16 protein-coding genes are annotated in these 17,262 nt (G+C 73.7%); 8 read left to right on the top strand and 8 right to left on the bottom strand.

Annotated elements, in window-relative coordinates; all coding sequences use genetic code 11:
• Window positions 1-1,928 precede the first annotated feature (1,928 nt).
• Both E6J59_05510 and E6J59_05515 read right to left on the bottom strand, forming a co-directional pair.
• The gene (locus E6J59_05510; GenBank protein ID TMB21564.1) at window positions 1,929-2,495 is read right to left on the bottom strand and encodes a CRTAC1 family protein; all 567 of its coding nucleotides are present in this window, start codon (window positions 2,493-2,495) and stop codon (window positions 1,929-1,931) included.
• On the bottom strand, window positions 2,496-4,172 hold the full coding sequence (locus E6J59_05515; protein ID TMB21565.1) for a VCBS repeat-containing protein: 1,677 nt from the start codon (window positions 4,170-4,172) through the stop codon (window positions 2,496-2,498).
• 82 nt (window positions 4,173-4,254) lie between these two features.
• On the opposite strand from E6J59_05515, the gene E6J59_05520 reads away from it, so the two are divergent.
• From E6J59_05520 to E6J59_05535, 4 genes are all read left to right on the top strand, one after another.
• Window positions 4,255-4,461: a hypothetical protein gene (locus E6J59_05520; protein ID TMB21566.1), complete on the top strand. Its 207-nt coding sequence runs from the start codon at window positions 4,255-4,257 to the stop codon at window positions 4,459-4,461.
• A 153-nt stretch (window positions 4,462-4,614) separates the two neighbouring features.
• Window positions 4,615-5,988, top strand: a complete 1,374-nt coding sequence (locus tag E6J59_05525; GenBank protein TMB21567.1) for a phenylacetate--CoA ligase family protein — start codon at window positions 4,615-4,617, stop codon at window positions 5,986-5,988.
• A gap of 12 nt (window positions 5,989-6,000) precedes the next feature.
• Window positions 6,001-7,170 (top strand): hypothetical protein, encoded by a 1,170-nt coding sequence (locus E6J59_05530; protein ID TMB21568.1) that lies wholly within the window; start codon window positions 6,001-6,003, stop codon window positions 7,168-7,170.
• Window positions 7,171-7,177: 7 nt separating this feature from the next.
• Window positions 7,178-8,236, top strand: coding sequence for a flippase-like domain-containing protein (locus E6J59_05535; protein TMB21569.1), 1,059 nt, complete (start codon window positions 7,178-7,180; stop codon window positions 8,234-8,236).
• 1 nt (window position 8,237) lies between these two features.
• Here the strand turns inward: E6J59_05535 and E6J59_05540 are convergent, their stop codons facing one another.
• Genes E6J59_05540 through E6J59_05560 form a run of 5 tightly spaced genes read right to left on the bottom strand, consistent with a single transcriptional unit; the run spans window position 8,238 to window position 12,909 of the window.
• Window positions 8,238-9,419 carry a class I SAM-dependent methyltransferase gene (locus E6J59_05540; GenBank protein ID TMB21570.1) on the bottom strand — a complete coding sequence of 394 codons (1,182 nt, stop codon included), beginning with the start codon at window positions 9,417-9,419 and terminating at the stop codon, window positions 8,238-8,240.
• On the bottom strand, window positions 9,419-9,805 hold the full coding sequence (locus E6J59_05545; protein ID TMB21571.1) for a hypothetical protein: 387 nt from the start codon (window positions 9,803-9,805) through the stop codon (window positions 9,419-9,421). Before E6J59_05545 ends, E6J59_05540 begins: the two co-directional genes overlap by 1 nt.
• Window positions 9,802-10,149: a hypothetical protein gene (locus E6J59_05550; protein TMB21572.1), complete on the bottom strand. Its 348-nt coding sequence runs from the start codon at window positions 10,147-10,149 to the stop codon at window positions 9,802-9,804. The genes E6J59_05545 and E6J59_05550 overlap by 4 nt, the downstream gene beginning before the upstream one ends.
• A gap of 4 nt (window positions 10,150-10,153) precedes the next feature.
• Window positions 10,154-11,563, bottom strand: a complete 1,410-nt coding sequence (locus E6J59_05555) for a radical SAM protein (GenBank protein ID TMB21573.1) — start codon at window positions 11,561-11,563, stop codon at window positions 10,154-10,156.
• A 2-nt stretch (window positions 11,564-11,565) separates the two neighbouring features.
• Window positions 11,566-12,909: a tryptophan 7-halogenase gene (locus E6J59_05560; protein TMB21574.1), complete on the bottom strand. Its 1,344-nt coding sequence runs from the start codon at window positions 12,907-12,909 to the stop codon at window positions 11,566-11,568.
• A 397-nt stretch (window positions 12,910-13,306) separates the two neighbouring features.
• Here E6J59_05560 and E6J59_05565 point away from each other — a divergent pair, with 397 nt between their 5' ends.
• Genes E6J59_05565 through E6J59_05575 form a run of 3 tightly spaced genes read left to right on the top strand, consistent with a single transcriptional unit; the run spans window position 13,307 to window position 15,558 of the window.
• Complete coding sequence (locus tag E6J59_05565; protein TMB21575.1) at window positions 13,307-13,672, top strand: hypothetical protein; 366 nt, start codon at window positions 13,307-13,309, stop codon at window positions 13,670-13,672.
• On the top strand, window positions 13,672-14,331 hold the full coding sequence (locus E6J59_05570) for a hypothetical protein (GenBank protein ID TMB21576.1): 660 nt from the start codon (window positions 13,672-13,674) through the stop codon (window positions 14,329-14,331). Before E6J59_05565 ends, E6J59_05570 begins: the two co-directional genes overlap by 1 nt.
• Window positions 14,332-14,346: 15 nt before the next feature.
• A complete protein-coding gene (locus E6J59_05575) occupies window positions 14,347-15,558 on the top strand; it encodes a hypothetical protein (protein TMB21577.1) in 1,212 nt (403 codons plus the stop codon).
• A 101-nt stretch (window positions 15,559-15,659) separates the two neighbouring features.
• Here the strand turns inward: E6J59_05575 and E6J59_05580 are convergent, their stop codons facing one another.
• Window positions 15,660-16,652: a hypothetical protein gene (locus E6J59_05580; GenBank protein ID TMB21578.1), complete on the bottom strand. Its 993-nt coding sequence runs from the start codon at window positions 16,650-16,652 to the stop codon at window positions 15,660-15,662.
• A gap of 425 nt (window positions 16,653-17,077) precedes the next feature.
• Here E6J59_05580 and E6J59_05585 point away from each other — a divergent pair.
• Window positions 17,078-17,262, top strand: a 185-nt coding sequence (locus tag E6J59_05585) for a hypothetical protein (protein TMB21579.1), incomplete at its 3' end; no start/stop codon positions are given.

Genomic DNA, 17,262 nt, shown 5'->3' on the forward strand with positions numbered 1-17,262 from the left:
CCGCGGACTGCAACGACCAGAACCCCTGCACTACGGACGCCTGCGGGACCGATGGCAGCTGCCAGCTCTCGGCCATCCCCGGCTGCGTGCCGTGCACGACGGCCGCGGACTGCACCGACGGCAACGCCTGCACCACGGACAGCTGCGACGCCGGGGTGTGCGCGCACGCCACCATGCCCGGCTGCGTGCCGTGCACGACGGCCGCGGACTGCAGCGACGGCACGGCCTGCACCACCGACATCTGCGCTGCGAGCGGCGTCTGCGAGCACCCGCCCCAGGCGGGCTGCACCCCCTGCACCGCGGCCGCGGACTGCAACGACCAGAACCCCTGCACCACGGACGCCTGCGGGACCGATGGCAGCTGCCAGCTCTCGGCCATGCCCGGGTGCGTGCCGTGCTCGACGGCGGCCGACTGCAACGACGGCAACGGCTGCACCACGGACAGCTGCGACGCCGGCGTGTGCGTGCTTTCCACCATCCCCGGCTGCGTGCCGTGCACGACGGCGGCGGACTGCAGCGACGGCACGGCCTGCACCACCGACATCTGCGCTGCGAGCGGCGTCTGCGAGCACCAGCCCCAGGCGGGCTGCGTCCCCTGCACCACGGCCGCGGACTGCAACGACCAGAACTCCTGCACCACGGACACCTGCGGGACCGATGGCAGCTGCCAGCTCTCGGCCATGCCCGGTTGCGTGCCGTGCTCGACGGCGGCCGACTGCAACGACGGCAAGGCCTGCACCACGGACAGCTGCGACGCCGGTGCCTGCGCCCACACCACTATCTCCGGCTGCGTCCCCTGCGCGAGCGCCGCGGACTGCAACGACGCCAACGCCTGCACCACGGACACCTGCGATGCGGGCGGATGCGTCCACGCCACCATCCCCGGCTGCGTGCCGTGCACGACGGCGGCCGACTGTGGCGACGCCAACGCCTGCACCAATGACACCTGCGACGCGGGGGCCTGCGCTCACGCCACCATCGCCGGCTGTGTCCCCTGCGCCACTGCGGCCGACTGCGACGACCGGAACGGTTGCACCACCGACACCTGCGAGGCGGACGCCTGCGCGTACGCGACCATCGCCGACTGCGTGCCGTGCACGACGGCCGGCGACTGCGACGATCACGACGCCTGCACCACCGAGATGTGCAGCGCGACCGGCTTCTGCGAGCACCAGCCCCAGGCGGGGTGCATCCCCTGCACCACGGCCGCGGACTGCGACGACCAGAACCCCTGCACCACGGACGCCTGCGGCCCCGACGGCAGCTGCCAGCTCTCGGTCATCCCCGACTGCCAGCGCTGCGACGCGGCGGCCGACTGCGACGACGGCAACGCCTGCACCACCGACGGCTGCACCGGCGGCGCCTGCGACCACACCGCCGTCCCCGGCTGCGGGCCGGAGCAGCCGAAGCAGGAGATCTGCGGCAACTGCATCGACGACGACGGCGACGGCCTGGTGGACTACGAGGACCCGGACTGCTGCGCCCAGAGCCTGCCGCTGGCCGTGAAGCGCATGGTCCTCAAGCCCATGGGCCTCCACGTGCACGGCAACCGCCTCAAGGTGAAGGCCCGCTACGCCGCTTCGGCGTCCGCGCTCTTCGACCCGACGGCCCAGGACACGACGCTCCAGATCTCCGACGCGAACGGGGAGCTCTTCTGCCAGACGATCGCCGCGGCGCACTGGAAGCATCCGCACCGCCGCCTGTACCGCTTCAAGGACAAGAAGGGCCTCTTCGCGGGCGGGCTCAAGAGGGGCCGCTTCAAGGTGAAGCGCAACGGCAGCGTGCTCTTCCGCACGCGCGGCAAGAAGGTCGTGCTGCGGGCCACCGGCGGGGACAACGTCCTGGTCACCGTGCGCGTGGGCAATCAGTGCGCGCGGGAGAGGATGGACCTGCGCACCACGAAGAAGGCGATCGTCTTCCCGTAACCGTCAGCGGATCACGGCCCGCGCCTCCGGCCCCTCGACGATCACGTAGCGCCGGTCGGCATCCAGCCCCGCGAGCGTCGTCCGCTGCCCCGACGGCCAGGCGATCTCGAGCGCCTCGACGCGCGCCGCGTCGCCCAGGCCGAAGTGCTGCACGAGGCTCTGTCCGGACAGGTACGCCGAGCCGGCGTGCACCTCGCGCGTCTGCCAGCCCGCGGGGGTGCGGAGGCGAAGCCGCGCGCCCACCGCGTCGCGGTTCGAGCGCGTGCCCACCAGCTCCACCTCGATCCAATGCCGTGGTGGTCCCTGGTTCCGCAGCAGCTCGGCCGGCTGGCGGTAGTTGTGCAGCACGAGGTCGAGCCGCCCGTCGCGGTCGTAGTCGAAGATCGCGAGGCCGCGCCCGTCCTCGACCCGATCGGCGTCGTTCACCCAGCCAATCTCGGTGAAGGTCCCGTCGCCGTCGTTGCGGAAGAGGCAGTTGCGCTCGCGGCCGTTCAGGCTGTGCGACCCCAGGTCGAGAAACGAGCCCGTGCGCTGGTCCAGGCGTCGACCGACGCCCTCGAACATGTCCATTCAGACGTCGTCCTGGATCGGCCCCGAGATGAAGCCGTTCACGGCGTAGAGGTCGAGGCGGCCGTCGTTGTCGTAGTCGAGGAACTCGGCCGACCAGCCCCACTGCGCGTCGCGCACCCCGGCCGCGTCGCTCACGTCGGTGAAGGTGCCATCGCCGTTGTTACGGTAGAGCGTGCTGCCGCGCGTGAGGCGGTCGATGATGTCGTCCGAGCGGCGCCGGACCTCGTCGGTGAAGAGGCCGAGCAGGCGGTAGCGCCACGGGATGGGCGCGGGGAAGTCGGGATGGAAGAGCGCCCAGGCGGAGTTGGCGTGCATGTTCGACACGAAGAGGTCGAGGTTCCCGTCGCCGTCGACGTCGCCCCAGGCGACGCCCATGCCGGCGCCGCCGTCGACCACGCCGGCCGCGGCCGCCCGCTCGCTGAACGTGCCGTCGTGCTCGTTGTGGTAGAGGGCGTTGTTCCCGAACTCGTTGGCGACGTAGAGGTCGGGCCAGCCGTCGCCGTCGTAGTCGGCCCAGGCGGCGGCCATGCCCCAGCCCGTGTTGCCGACGCGGGCGTGGCGCGTGATATCGGTGAACGTGCCGTTGCCGTTGTTGCGGTAGAGCGTGCTCGGTACGCCGTTGGTCGCCGCGTAGTTGGGGCGCGGCGTGGTCCCCTCCTGGTCGCCCATGCGCACGACGTAGAGGTCGAGGAAGCCGTCGCGGTCGTAGTCGGCGACCGCCGCCATGCTCGCCCAGCGGCCCGGCAGGATGCCCGCCGCGGCGCTCACGTCGACGAAGTGGCCCCCGCCCGTGTTGTGGAAGAGCCGGTCGCCGCCCCGCGCCGCGGCGACGAAGAGGTCGGGCCAGCCGTCGTTGTCGTAGTCGAAGAAGACCGCGCCGGTGGCCGTGGCGGGGTAGGGGTGGGGGAGGCCGGACGCGGCGGTCACGTCGCTGAAGGTGCCGTCGCAGCGGTTGCGGTAGAGGACGGCGTCGGGGCTCCCGGCGAGGAACACGTCCTCGCAGCCGTCGCCGTCGGTGTCGGCGACGGCGACGCCCGAGCTGGCGCCGACGGGATTGTCCGGCCCGCCGCCGAAGAGCCGGAAGGCGGGCGAGCCGTCGCTGGTGTGCACGCTCGCGATGCCGGCGGCGTCGGTCACGCGCGCGAAGCGCGGCGTGCGGCGGGTGACGAGCGTGCGCGCCGTGACGTCCTCCCGCGTGATGCGCCACCGGCCGTCGCGCGGGGCGATGCGCAGGGTCGCCGCCTGCTCGAGCGCCGCACGGATGCCGTCGGCGCGCGTGCCGCGCACGAGCAGGCGGACGCGGGCGGGATAGCCGTCGGCGTCGGCCGCGCGCCAGGACACGCGGTCGATGCGCAGCTCGGCCTTCTCGATCGTGGCGAAGAGCGCCAGCAGCCGCTCGTAGCGCGTGCGGATCGGCTCCGGGCCGCGGTTGCCTTCCCAGCGGCGCATCCCCTCCTCGCGCTCGGGGTAGACGGCGTGGCCGCGGTCCCAGATGAGGCCGCCGCCCGTCGCAGTCGCGTACAGCGCGAGGACCGCGTCGAGGTCGCGGCTCTTCAGGAAGGAGGGCAGGTGGCGGTGCAGCTCGGTGTTGAGGGGGTCGATGACGGTCCGGCGCGTCGTCTCCCAGTCGGCCGCCGCGGCGCGGGCGGCGAGCGCCACGAGGAAAAGCCCGAGCACGCCCCGCCTCCGCCGCACGGTGGCTGCGCTCTAGCCGGCGGCGGGCGCGCTGTCAATTTCCGCCGCCCGCCAGGTGCTGTCAGTGTTTCCCTCGACGCACGACGCCAACAACCTCTGGCCGGCCGCCAAGGAGGCCGCCCGCGTGACGAATCCCCTGGCGCTGCTGAGCTTCCCCCTCGTCATCGTGATCTACGTCGCGCACTTCCTCTCGGTCTTCTGGTTCGACTACCTCTACGGCATCGCCCTCGGGCTCGTCCTGCCGCAGCTCCTGCTGGAGCGCATCGTCTAGCGTCGCGCCGGCCCGCGTCCTCGACCCTGCCCGCGCCCGTGCTCTCCAGCCCTAGGGCGTGGAAACTTCAAGGGCCGAGTTGACGGAAGGCTCACCCACTGGCCCGGCCGCGCTTGACTCGCGCGCGCTCTCCGACCTACAGCAGGGCCGCGCGTGACGCAGCCTTCGGTCGAGTCGGCGGCGAGCGACGACCTGGTCGCGGCGCTCGACGCCACCGTCGCCCGCGCGCGGGGGAGCGCCCTCTACCGCGAGCGCCTGGCCGGTGTCCGCATCCGCAGCCTGGCCGACCTGCGCGCGCTCCCGCTGACGACGCGCGCCGATCTCCAGTCGGCGGGCGCACACGGCACGCGCGCCCTCCCGCTCGCGGAGGTCTGCCATTACGGCGAGTCGTCGGGCACGAGCGGCGCCAGCAATTCGACCTGGCTCACGGCCGAGGACCTCCGGCGCGACGCGGACGCGATCCGCGCCGCGCACCCCGACGTGTTCGCGCCCGGCCGCATCATCCTGAACCGCTTCCCGTTCATGGCCGCGCCGGCGCACCTGGTCCAGCTGATCGCCGAGCGCGGCGGCGGGGTCGCCATCCCGGCCGGGAACATCAACTGGGATGTGCCCTTCCCGCGCGCGCTCGAGCTCGCGCGCCGGACCGGGGCGCACGTGCTGGCCGCGCTGCCGCTCGAGCCGGTCGTACTGGGCGAGCTCGCGCGGGCGCAGGGCATCGACCCCGCCCGCGTCGGGCTCGACACGCTCTTCCTGGGCGGCGCGCCCGTGCCGCCCGCGCTCCAGCGCCGCCTGGGGCGCGTGTGGGACGCGCGCGTCATCGAGCTCTACGGGTCGACCGAGACCATGCTCCTCGGCACGTCGTGCCCCGCGGGCACGCTCCATCCCGAGACCGCGCTCGCCCACTGCGAGGTGCTGCCGCTCGACGGCGCGGACGAGGGGCGGCTCGTGGTCACGACCGTCGGCGTGGAAGGGAGCCCGCTCGTGCGCTTCGACACCGGCGACGTGGTGCGCGTCACGACCGCGTGCGCCTGCGGCGACCCGCGGCCGGGGCTCGTCGTCCTCGGACGCGCGCCCGACGCGGTCGAGATCGCCGGGCGCCGGCTCTATCCCTACGATCTGATCGACGCAGGGGCCGCGGCGGCGGATGCGCTCGACAGCTCCGTCTTCTTCATCGTCATCCTGCCCGATCGCGTGCTGGTCCGCGTCGAGGCCCGCACGGACGGGCCCGGAGATCCCGCCGCCGCGCTCAGCGCCCGGCTGCCCGGGGTGCCCGTCGAGGTCGAGCCGGTCGAGCCCGGCATGCTACTCGATGTGGAGATGCTGTCGCGCAGCCCGCACGTCTACAAGCCGGTCGTGCTCTCCGACTGGCGCCGGCCGGGGCGGCGCATCCTGACCGTCGGCGAGGGCATGATCGAGTGGCCGCGGCCGACGTGGGCCGAGGGGCGGCGCTGGCTCCGCCGCACGCTCCGCACGGCGGTGCGGCGGCGGCGGCTCGGCCGCGATCTGGCCCGGGGAGCGGGCCACTGATATATGACCCGGATGGAGCGGTTCCGCGTGGAGGCCGGGGCGGTGGCGGCGGCGCGGGCGCGGGCCGCGGCCCTGGGCGCGTCCGCGAGCGCCCCCGGGCTGGCCGCACGCGCGAGCGCGGGCGAGGCGCTCGCTGACGAGGAGCTGGGGGCGCTGCTGCTGTCGCCCCACGTCTCCACGGAGGCGCTCCTCGCCATCGCCGCGGCTCGGCGGCCGGCGGGCAGCCTCCGCCTCGAGACCTTCTCGCCGCTCTATCTCACGAACGAGTGCGACGCGGAGTGTCTCATGTGCGGCATGCGCCGCACCAACGACGACCTGGTGCGCGAGACGGCGGACGCCGCCGCCGCCGAGGCGCAACTCGACATCCTCCACCGTCGCGGGCTCCGCGCGGTGGCGCTGCTCACCGGCGAGTACCATCACGGCCCCTACCGGCGCACCATGATCGCCCGCACCGCCGCGGCGCTGCGCGCCGCGCTCGCGCGCGGCTTCACGCACGTCCTCGTCAACATCGGGGCGCTCGACGCACCCGAGTACGAGACGCTGCTCGCCAGCGTACCGCGCCGGGCGGACGGGCGTGTCGCGCCGCGCGTCACCATGTGCACCTTCCAGGAGACCTACAGCCGGGAGGTCTACGCACGCTTCATGGGGGAGAACCCCGAGAACCCGCGCAGCGACTTCGCGCGCCGGCTCACGAACTTCGACCGCGCCCGCGCCGCCGGCATGTGGGTCGCGAACCCGGGGGTGCTGCTCGGCCTGAATCCCGACGTCGCCTACGAGCTCCTCGCGCTGGCGGCGCACGTGCGCCATCTGCGCCGACGCGGCATGGAGGTGTACGTGAGCCTGCCGCGGCTGCGCAAGGCGTCGGGCACGCCGTACGCCGCCGGCGTGAGCGACGACCTCCTCTGCCGTCTGGTCGCCGTGCTCGCGGTGGGCCTCCCCGAGGCGAAGGTCGTCATCTCGACGCGCGAACCGCCCGCGATGCAGCGCCGGCTCCTGCCGGTGATCGGCGTCCTCACGCCGGGCTCGCCCGGCGTCGCGCCCTACACCGAGACGGGGGCGCGCTTCGAGCTCGAGGCGAGCCAGTTCGAGGTGCTCGACCACCGGCCGATCGAGGCGATCCTCGGCGAGATCCTCGCCGCCGGGGCCACCATCGACTGCTACGAGCCGGCCCGCGGGGCCTGAGGCGGCCGTGCGTACGGCCGTCGTCCTGGGGACGAACCTCCTCGTCGGCGCGGCCGTGCTCGCCTGGGTCCTCGTCCGTCACGGGGCGCCGGCCCTGGCGCTCCTGGCGAGCGGCCCGCGGCTCGGGCTCCTGGCGTTCTTCCCGCTCGCCGTCGCGGCGAGCTTCACGGCCTACGCGTGGCGCTGGAAGGTCCTGCTCGCGGGCCTCGGCGCGCATCCTCGTCTCGCCGCGCTGGTCGGCTACCGCGCCGCCGGCCAGAGCCTCTCGTCGCTCATCCCGAGCGGCAAGCTGGGCGGCGAGCCGCTGCGCACGCTGCTGCTCGCGCGCGGCGGCGCGACGGGCGCGCAGGCGATCGCCTCCGTCGCCGTCGACCGCACACTCGAGATGGGTGGCGCGGCGGCCTTCGCCTGCGCGTACGCGCTCGTGCTCCTCCGCCACGGCGTGCCGGCGCTCGAAGGGGCGCTCGTCACCGTCCTGCTCGGCGCGGCGGCGCTCGCCCTCGGGGTCACGGTCACCGTGCGCCGGCTCCGCCGCGGGGCCGGGCTGGTGACGGCCATAGCGCGCAGCTCCGGGCTCACCCGCCTCGCCTTCGTGCGCCAGCAGATGGACGTCCTCGGCGCGGCCGAGGAGGAGGCGGCGCGACTCGTCGCCCAGCCGCGGCGGGTCGCCCGCGCCTTCGCGCTCGGGCTCCTCGCCAACCTGCTCGTGCTGGGCGAGTACGCGCTCCTGCTCGCAGCCTTCGGCCTTCCGAGCGGGCCCTTCGCGGTGGTGGCGGCCGTGTTCGCGACCGGCGCCGCGCACTCGCTGCCGGTCCCGGCCGCCGTGGGCGCGCTCGAGGGTGCAGAGCTCTGGCTCTTCGGGATGCTCGGGCATCCGCCCGAGGTGGGCCTGGCCGTCGGCCTCGCGGTGCGGCTCCGTGAGGTCGCGTGGATCGTGCCCGGAGTCCTCTACCTCATGATGCGCGCCCCGGGGCTCACGCCCGGCGCTCTGACGACCCCGCCCGGCCCCCATACGGGCGCCGCTCACCCACCTGCCCGGGCGGTCTCGATGCGAGGACGCGGATGATTCACGCGCGGGGCTCCGCCGGGCGGCGGCCGCACACGGCCGCCGCCCACAGCCCCGCGTAGTAGGCGCGCAGGCGGACCGCGTCGGGCACGACCTCGAGCGCCGCGAAGCCGGCGCGCGCGAGCGCGCCGAGCCACTCCTCGGCGGTGAGAAACCCGGGCGTCGCGCGCGTCGCGGGGTCGAGGATGACGTCCGTGAAGGTCGCCAGGAGCTGGAAGGGGAGCTCGGCGCCGACCGGCTCGCCGCGGCGCGGCCGGAGGGCCTCGCCGATCACGAGCCAGCCGCCGGGGACGAGCGCCGCACGCGCCTCGGCGAGAACGGCGTCGAGATCGCGCGCGAGGTGGAACACGTTCACGCCCCACACGAGCCGTACGCTGCCCGGCGGCACACCCTGGGCGGCCCACGGCTGGTTCAGGTCGAGGGCGGCGAAGGCGAGCGGCACGCCCGGGCGCACGGCGCGCAGCGTGCGCTCGGTGCGGCGGCGGAAGAGCGCCACCGGCTCGGTCACGAGGTAGGCGGAGAGCGTGCCGAGCGTGCCGCGCTCGTCGAGCGCGTCGAGCAGTGCCTCGGTCGCGCTCCCGAGCCCGGCGCCCACCTCGAGCACGGGGCCACCCGCCGCGCGGGCGGCGGCGGCCGACGCCGTCACGCGGTTGTTGAGCGCGTAGTAGCCGCTCTGGTTGCTGAAGTACGCGACCCAGAGCGGCAGCCTGCGGAGGAGCGCGCTCTCGCCGTCGGTCTCCCCGCGCGCCGCGCGCGGGTAGAGAGCCGCCGCCTCGTCGAGGAGGGCGAAGGCAGGGGCGTACGAGGCGTCGGCCGCGAGGCCTTCGGCACGGAGCGCCTCCAGATCCGGCGACGGGAGCGGGGTGGCCAGCCGGTAGCGGCCGTCCGCCTCGCGCTCCACCACGCCGGCGAGGGCGAGCCGTTCGAGGAGCCAGCGCAACGCGGGCGCGAAGCGTGGGACGAAGCCACGCGCGGCGAGGATCTCCTCGACCGAGCGCGGCTCGGCGAGGAGCGGTACCAGCTCGAGCCGCGTCACGACGTCGATCGCGAGCTGGAGCGCGTAGTGCTCGACCAGCTCGCAGCTCCGGTGCTGGCGCGGGTTGAAGAGCGCGTCGCCGAAGCCCGCCTCGGCGAGGAGCTCGTAGAGGCGCGGATCGACGGCCGAGGCGACGAAGGGCGGCATCACGCCCGCGGCTCGGGGGCGAGGGTGACGGCGCCCCGGAGGAGGAGGGCGCCGGCCTCGTCGCGCACCTGGACCCGGCAGCGCCAGAAGTGCAGCACGCGGCGCTCGAGGCGCGCCGCGAAGCGGAGCGGCCCCGCGTGCGTCGCGGCGTGGACGCGGACGTCGCGGTACTCGGCGACGACGGCGCGCGACGAGAGGCCGCGCGGGCGGAGGCCGGCGACGAGCCCGGCCGCCTGCGCCGCGCCCTCGAGCAGCGCGGGCCAGGGCCAGGGGCCGGCGCCGGTAGCGCGGCAGCGGAGCGTCTCGCCGTCGAACCCGTCGATGGCATCCACGACGAGAGCGGCGCCGCGGTGGCGGAGGATCTCGGCGGGCGCGGCGCCGCTCATGCGTCCGTCCGGAAGCGCAGCGTGGCCCGGGCGGCGCAGACGCCGCGCCACCCCACCTCGGCGTCGACCCGGCTCGCGGCCGCCCGCCGCGCGCTGACCACGATCTCGTCCTCGGGCGTGACGCGCGCGCGGAAGACGCAGCGCTCGAGCGCGGCCAGCAGGGCCCCGGGCGGGAGCAGCGACGCGGCGAGCTCCGCCATCAGCCCGGCGAGGTAGGCGCCCGGGACGACCGGCTCGCCCGGGAAGTGGCCCTCGCAGAGCCGGCGTGCGTGCTCGCGGCGGACGACGCCGCGGGCCGCGCCGTCGCCGATGGTGACCTCCGCGAACACGGCCTCGAGCGGCACGGCGCTACCCGGCCGCGGCGAGTGCGCGCCCGAGCCGCAGGCGCGACACGTAGCGCCAGAGGTCGCCCTTCAGCCCGCGACCGCGGAGCCGGGCGAAGAGCCGCTCCTCGTCGTTCACCTTCATGCCGGGCAGGAGCCAGTTGCCGCGCGCGCGGGCCGCCTCGCGCACGCGCTCGGCGAGGCGGTCGCGCACCCCGGGGGCGACATAGAACCAGGGCTCGTAGAGGGCCTCGACGCCCGCCACCTCGCCGCGCGCGAGGAGCACCTGCGCCATCGGCGTCTCAGGGTAGACGCGCACGCCGCACATCGCGGTGACCGCCGTCGGCCGGCACTCGTCCATGAGCGCGATCGTCTCGGCGACCGTCTCCCAGGTCTCGCCCTCGCCGCCGAAGACGAGGCTGTGGCAGAAGGGGAAGCTGCGCGCGCGGCAGATGTCCGACGCGGCACGGATGTCGTCGACGTTGAAGCTCTTGCGGAAGCCACGCAGCGTCTGGTTCGAGCCCGCGTCCGTCCCGAAGTCGATCGACTGACAGCCGGCGGCGATCATCGCGTCGAGCAGCTGGGCGCTGAAGTTCCCCGGCGTCACGAAGCACGACCAGCGGATGCGCCGCCCGAGCGGGCCGAGCGCCGCGCACACGCGCTCGGCGTAGCCGCGCGGCGCGTTGAAGACGCTGTCGACCACGAAGAACTGGTCGATGCCGTGGCGGTCGAGGAGCGTCGCGACCTCGGCCGCGATACCCGCCGGGTCGCGTGTGCGCATGCCGCGGCCCTCGATCACGGGGTAGGCGCAGAAGGTGCACTTGTAGTGGCAGCCGCGCTTGGTCTGGAGGTTGCCCATGCCGCCCTGCTCGAAGTAGCGCCGGTTGTCGATCCAGCGCCGGTCGGCGCGCACGGCGTCCACGGCGGGAAGCCAGGCGGTGGGTGCCACCTCGATCGCGCCGGTCGTGGCGTCCCGGGCGGCGACGCCGGCGAGCCCGCGGACGTCAGCGCCGGCGGCGAGGCGGGCGAGGAGCGCGGGGAACGCCGCCTCGCCCTCGCCCACCACGCCCCAGGGCACGTCGAGCGCCGCCAGGTAGTGCGCCGGCATGGTGGTGAAGGCCGATCCGCCGAGGACGATGGGCGCGGCGCTCGCCGCGCGGCAGGCCTCGACCACCGCGCGGTAGTGGGGCAGGTAGGACACCGTGTCGGGGTAGGCGCAGTTGTCGACGTTGCGGAGCGAGATGCCGATCGCCTCGGGGCGCTGCGCGGCGAGCGCGGCACGCACGTCGGCGGCCGGGTCTTCGCTGAAGCAGAGGTCGAGGACGCGCACCTCGTGCCCGGCGTCCGTGACGGCGGTCGCGACGTAGCACACGCCGAGCGGCGCCACCGGGTCGGGGCTCCGCTCCTGGTTCGCCGAGACGAGGAGGACGCGCATGGTCAGCTGTCGTCGCGTGGCCGGGCGGGCAGGCCGGTGAGCACGCTCGTCGTGCGCACGCGCAGGAGGTCGCTCCCCGGCACCGCGCTCGGCCGTCCCGAGTGGATGCCCTCCGCCCAGCGCGCGTGCTCGCTCGCCACCAGCGTCGCGGCCGCGTCCCAGTCGCCGTTCCCCGAGATGAGGCGCACGAACGCCTCGCGCGTGGAGAGCTCCGCGGGCGCGTGGGTCAGGATGCGGCGCGCGGTCCAGAAGTACGAGTCGGGGTCCTCGTTGTGGTCGTAGAAGAAGTAGAGGAAGCGGAGGTAGCGCTCGAAGGCGCCGCGGTAGGCGGCCTCGTACCGGGCGAGCGCCTCGGCCTCGGGCGCGGCGCCGGAGAGGATCGAGTCGACGGCGCGCGCGCCCAGGAACCCGGCCAGGCAGGCGAGGTGCACGCCGGTCGAGAAGACGGGGTCGATGAAGCAGGCGGCGTCGCCGGCCAGCAGGAAGCCGGGGCCGGTGAAGCGCGTGCTGGTGTACGAGTAGTCGCGGATGACGCGGATGGGCGAGACGAGGGCCGCCCGCGCGAGCCGCTCGGCGATCGCGGGGCAGCGCGCGATCAGACCGCGGTAGGTGCCCTCCGGGTCGCCGTCCGCCAGCGTGCGCCAGCGGCGCGCGTCGACGACCGCGCCCACGCTCATGGTGCCGTCGTGGAGCGGGATGTACCAGAACCAGCCGTCGGCGAAGGCGGCGGAGAGGATGTGGTTGGCGAGCTCGCCGGGGAGGCGCTCCGCGCCGCGGAAGTAGCCGAAGACGGCCAGGTTCTTGAAGAAGTCGTCGAACTGGCGGAAGGCGCGCGCTCTTCCGACGACGGCCGCCTGGCCGCTCGCGTCGACCACGAAGCGGGGGGCGAGGCGGAGGGCAGCGCCCCTGGCGCTGCGCGCGCGCACGATGGGCCGTCCGTCGTCGGGCTCGACCGCCGTCACCGCGTGCTCCTCGCGCACGTCCGCGCCGTGGGCGCGCGCGTTCTCGAGCAGGAGCTGGTCGAACTCGGCGCGCACGACCTGATAGGCGTGCGGCCGCCCGCCCGGGTCTTCGCGGAACCAGAAGCTCCACGGCTCGCGCTGGCGGCCCCAGAGGAAGGTGCCGCCCGGCTTCTTGAGAAACCCGTGGCGCTCGATGGCGGGCGTGGCGCCGACGGCGTCGAGGATGGGGAGCGTCGCAGAGAGGAGCGACTCGCCGATGTGGTAGCGCGGGAAGCGCTCGCGCTCGAGGACCAGGACGCGATGGCCGGCGTCGGCGAGCAGCGTCGCCGCGACGGCGCCCGCGGGCCCGCCGCCGATCACCACCACGTCGGGCGCGTCGCGCATGGGCTCCCCGGCATCTAAGGGTCGGGAGCGCGGGCTGTCAAGGAAGCGGGCGCTGGCACGATCGCGACCCTCGTCCCGCGCGAGGCGGAGCGCCGCGCGGCGGCGCTCGCGCGCACCTTCAGGCCCGAGGCACGGTGCGCTTCAGCGTGAGCTGACCGGCTCCGCGCGTCCCAACACAGCGCGTGCCCGGGCGAGCGATGCGCGCTTCGCCACCGCACCGCGGCCGTCGTGCAGCCGCGCGCCGCATCCATGCGCGGTCGTGCGAGGTCGCGCGCCGCCATCTCCATCCAATGAAGGAGAATCGAACTGCCGCGGGTGGTATCGCCCTTGCTCTTGGGCCACGACGATGCACCAACGCGGCACGCGTGGCAGCTCGCTTCTCGAGGCGCTTGGCACGATGGCCCTGATCGGCATCGCGGTCGGGGGCTTCGCTGTCAACTCGGTCTCACTCACGCGCATCGACAAGACGGCGGACTCGGTCACCGCCGCCACCGCACTCGCGCAGCAGCAGCTCGAGGCCCTGCGTGCCCTGCCGCTCGGCGCCGCGCAGCTGTCGCCGGGCGTGTACAGCGATCCGGCAAATCCCCTCCGCGCCGACGGCACTGGTGGCGGCGTCTTCCAGCGCAGCTGGACGGTCTCGGGGAACGACACGCCGCGGGCCGGCCTCCGCACGGTGTCCGTGCTGGTCTCCTGGACGGACTCCCGGCCGCACACCACGCGGGTCGCCGCCTACGTTCGCTGCAGCACGATCCCCTGCCCATGATGACCAGGCGCACACGCCGCAGTGGGTTCTCGACCGCCGAGCTGCTGGTCGCGTCGACCGTCTCCCTGATCGGATTCGCGGCTCTCTACGCGGTCTTCTTCGCGCAGCAGAAGGCCCTCGCGGTGCAGGGCGCATACGCCCAGGTCCAGACCACGGCGCGCAGCGTGCTCGATCTGATGGCGCGGGAGATCCGCATGGCCAGCTACGACCCGACCGGCGCCGCCCTCCCCGCCGCGCCGGGGCCCGCGTGCCCGGGCGTGCGGCGCGGGCTCGCGGACGCCACCCCCACCCGCGTCCGCTTCCAGCAGGACCTGAACGGCGACGGCGCGCTCGCCGGCGCGAACGAGGACCTCACCTACGACCTGGTCGGCACCGATCTGCAGCGTACCGACGGCGCGAGTGCACCGGTCGTGCTCGCCTCGGGTCTGCCGAGTGGCGGCTTCGTCCTGCGCTACTTCACGGGCGGCAACCCGCCGGTCGAGCTCGTACCCGCCGGGTCGCCGCCCGCGCTGAGCGCCGCGCAGCGCGACTGCGTCGCGCTCGTCCGCCTCACGCTGCAGGCGACCCTTCCGAACCCCAACCCGAACAATCCGCACCCGCTCGTCTCTCAGGTCAGCTCCGAGGTCGCGATCCGGAGCCGCGCGCTCGGGAGTCTGTAGGGAATGGCCGTGGGGATGACCCGGTACCGACGCACCCGTCCGAGGCGGCCCGGCGAGTCGGGCTTCGTGCTCGCGGTCGCGCTCTTCGCCATGGCGACGCTTCTCCTGATCGTCGCCAGCGCGCTGCTCGTCGGGACGGTGAACGTCGAGGCGACCCGCAACTTCCGCGGCGCCGCCCAGGCACACTTCGTCGCCGAGTCGGCGATCTCCGAGGCGCTCCAGGTCGTCAACGGCCCCGGCGTGGTGAACTTCCAGAACGACGTGGTCGGGGAGTGGGCGACCACCTTCGGCAGCGGCAGCCACACGTTCGCTGCGATCGCCGGCTTCACCTACTCCGTCGCCCCCGCGGCCAGCGTGGGCAACCCGGCCGACGCGGGCCGCTTCGTCGCCACGGCGCTCGGCCCGCGCGGCGAGCGTAACGTGGTGGTGGCGAGCGTCAGCCGCTCGAGCGTGCCGCTCGTCTCGCCCGGCGCCATCTACCTCGCCACAAACGCCGCGACCGACGCGACCTTCAACGGCAACGCGTTCACCGTCGACGGCAACGACCACGACTACAACGGGGGAGCCGGTCCGGCGGCGCCCGTGCCGGGCATCGCGACCCGGAGCGACGCCAACACGCAGGAGACGCTGCACAGCCTCGGCCAGGAGCAGCTCGACAACGTGCGGGGGCAGGGCTACTCGAATGGCCCCCCGATCGTCCCGAGCGTCGGTACCTTCCCCGCCGCCCCGACCATCGCGCAGATGAACCAGTTCATCGACGACCTGCTCTCGCGCCCGGGCGTCGTCACCTACAGCGACGACAAGATCAACGGGAGCGCGACCTTCGGGACGACCGCCGCTCCGCAGATCACGCATTTCACGGCGAGCGGCGGGGTCACGGTCAAGGGCAACGGGAACGCGAGCGGCGCGGGGATCATGATCGTCGAGGGGGACCTGACAATCCAGGGCACGCTCCAGTTCAAGGGTCTGGTCCTTGTCCGCGGGCGGACCAACGTCGTGAACGACCCCTCCGAGACCGATATCACCGGGAACCTGACGCTGTACGGCTCCCTCTGGACCCAGGACGTCAACCTGCGGGTCGGGGGCAGCGCCATCGTCGACTACAGCTCCAACGCCCTCCAGCTCGCGAACCAGGTCGGTGGTGGCGGGGCGCTGCCGGAGGCACTGGTCGTCACCTCGCTCGCGGACTGCGCCCAGCTGCCCGCGGGCGTGGGCGGCTGCCCCTGAGCTCCCGGCTCGGCGAGGTCCCCCGGCGCCGCGGCGAGCTCACCGGCTAGCAGCTCGCCGACGCGCTCGCGCAGCAGCGCCGCTGTCGCCTCCCGCCGTCGTCAGTTCAGGAACGCACCGCTTGGCGACGACACACACGGATTCGGCTCGCACGATCCGGGGCCGATCGCTGTCCCGCCTTCCTCGCTGCAATGGGCCGCCGTGAGCTGCTCGCACTCGGGCGGCTCGGGATGATCGCGGTCATCGTCCTCGTCCTCGTCCTTGTCCTTGGCGAGTGAGACCGGCACGCGGGTAGACCGAGCACCATGCCGCTTCTTTCGCAGGACGGTCTGGGGCCCGTCTTCCTGCTCGTCGTCTTGCTCGCCCTGCTCGTCCTCCGAGATACAGCAGCGCACGGTGTTCGGCGGCGTGGACGCGCAGGGGTTCGGTTCGCAGGAGCCCGTCCCCATATTCACGCCTCCATCGGCGCTGCACTCTGCCGCACTCTTCTCTTCGCACTCCGGCCCGTCTTCGTCCGGCTCGCAGCACTGAATGTCCGGTGTCGGTGGGCTCGTCGGACAGGGATTCGGGAAGCAGGAGCCCGTCCCCATGTTCGTCCCACCTTCCGCCGTGCATTCGTCGGCGGTCGTCTCTTCGCACTCGGTGCCGTCGTCGTCGTCGTCCGTGAGGCAGCACTGGACGTCACCCTGATCGTCTGTGTTGCCCGGCATCTTGGTCTCCAGGACGTCCTCGCCCCGATCGTCGCTCACCTCGACGAGCTTCCCACGCGGGTCGACTCCAAGGAACTGCGTCGTCCCACCCGGTGAGCTGCTGAAGCGGGCAGTGCCGGAGCCGGCTGCGTTCGTGGTGAGGCTGCCGATCCGTACGCCCGCGACGCTGATCCCGAACGTTGCGCCGGGGTTCAGGTTCCGCGCGCTGACTCGGAATTTTCCCCGGTGGGCCTTCGCGTGGATGGACGCCACAGCGACGCCCTGCGCGTCCGGGTCGACGCCCGTCGGGTGCAAGTGCCGCTTGACTGACCGGGCATTGGCGGCGCACGGCGCAAGTGCCGCGATCGCAAAGACCATGCTCAAGGAAACGATCACGCTGCGCATCTCGATCTCCTTCTCCCGCGTGGGAAGTTGTGAAGAGGACCCGCCTCTGCTCCTCGAGGGGCTGGGCGCTTGCATAGCTCACATGAGGCTGTGCTGCCATCACCCAAATGTGGGATGTCGGGCCCCCGCTAGGGGAAGGGGGAGCCGGCTCAGGAAGTGAGCGGGCAGCAACCCCGCTCCGGTGGGCGCCGCCCCGTTGGCCTGGCTGCCCTCGGCCTCCCCGCCGCACGGAGGCGCTCGGATCGGAGAGTGACGTGAGGTTGCCCTACTCTTGTCAAGATGGAATCGCCAGCGCAGCAAGACGCGCTGAACGCTCTCGCCCACCGCGTCTTCGTGCCCTTCGCGAGTGTCGCGCTAGCGCTAGCGAACGCGCGGAGGCATGCGCCCGCTTGTCGGCACCTGCAGGTTCATATTAGGAATCCGGCATGATGCGCTCGCCTGGCTCGCTCCTCCGCGTCACGGGCGCGCTCCTCGTCGCTGGGGCCGCGGCGTCACCGGCGCTCGCCGTCCCGCGCTACGACCTTGCCGTGCAGAGCATGCACGCACCCGCGCACGTGAAGCTCGACGACCGCCGCCAGACGGCCACCGGACACGCGGCGGTGCGGATCGC

It is taken from the genome of Deltaproteobacteria bacterium (genome assembly GCA_005879795.1).
GTDB lineage: Bacteria > Desulfobacterota > Binatia > DP-6 > DP-6 > DP-6.

What these genes read in the sequence shown, in the direction of transcription:
- E6J59_05555 (TMB21573.1), bottom strand. Translation starts at nt 11,563, where the DNA reads ATGCGCGTCCTCCTCGTCTCGGCGAACCAGGAGCGGAGCCCCGACCCG.
- E6J59_05540 (TMB21570.1), bottom strand. Translation starts at nt 9,419, where the DNA reads ATGCCGCCCTTCGTCGCCTCGGCCGTCGATCCGCGCCTCTACGAGCTC.
- E6J59_05575 (TMB21577.1), top strand. Translation starts at nt 14,347, where the DNA reads ATGACCCGGTACCGACGCACCCGTCCGAGGCGGCCCGGCGAGTCGGGC.
- E6J59_05510 (TMB21564.1), bottom strand. Translation starts at nt 2,495, where the DNA reads ATGGACATGTTCGAGGGCGTCGGTCGACGCCTGGACCAGCGCACGGGC.
- E6J59_05560 (TMB21574.1), bottom strand. Translation starts at nt 12,909, where the DNA reads ATGCGCGACGCGCCCGACGTGGTGGTGATCGGCGGCGGGCCCGCGGGC.
- E6J59_05545 (TMB21571.1), bottom strand. Translation starts at nt 9,805, where the DNA reads ATGAGCGGCGCCGCGCCCGCCGAGATCCTCCGCCACCGCGGCGCCGCT.
- E6J59_05530 (TMB21568.1), top strand. Translation starts at nt 6,001, where the DNA reads ATGGAGCGGTTCCGCGTGGAGGCCGGGGCGGTGGCGGCGGCGCGGGCG.
- E6J59_05570 (TMB21576.1), top strand. Translation starts at nt 13,672, where the DNA reads ATGACCAGGCGCACACGCCGCAGTGGGTTCTCGACCGCCGAGCTGCTG.
- E6J59_05565 (TMB21575.1), top strand. Translation starts at nt 13,307, where the DNA reads ATGGCCCTGATCGGCATCGCGGTCGGGGGCTTCGCTGTCAACTCGGTC.
- E6J59_05580 (TMB21578.1), bottom strand. Translation starts at nt 16,652, where the DNA reads ATGCGCAGCGTGATCGTTTCCTTGAGCATGGTCTTTGCGATCGCGGCA.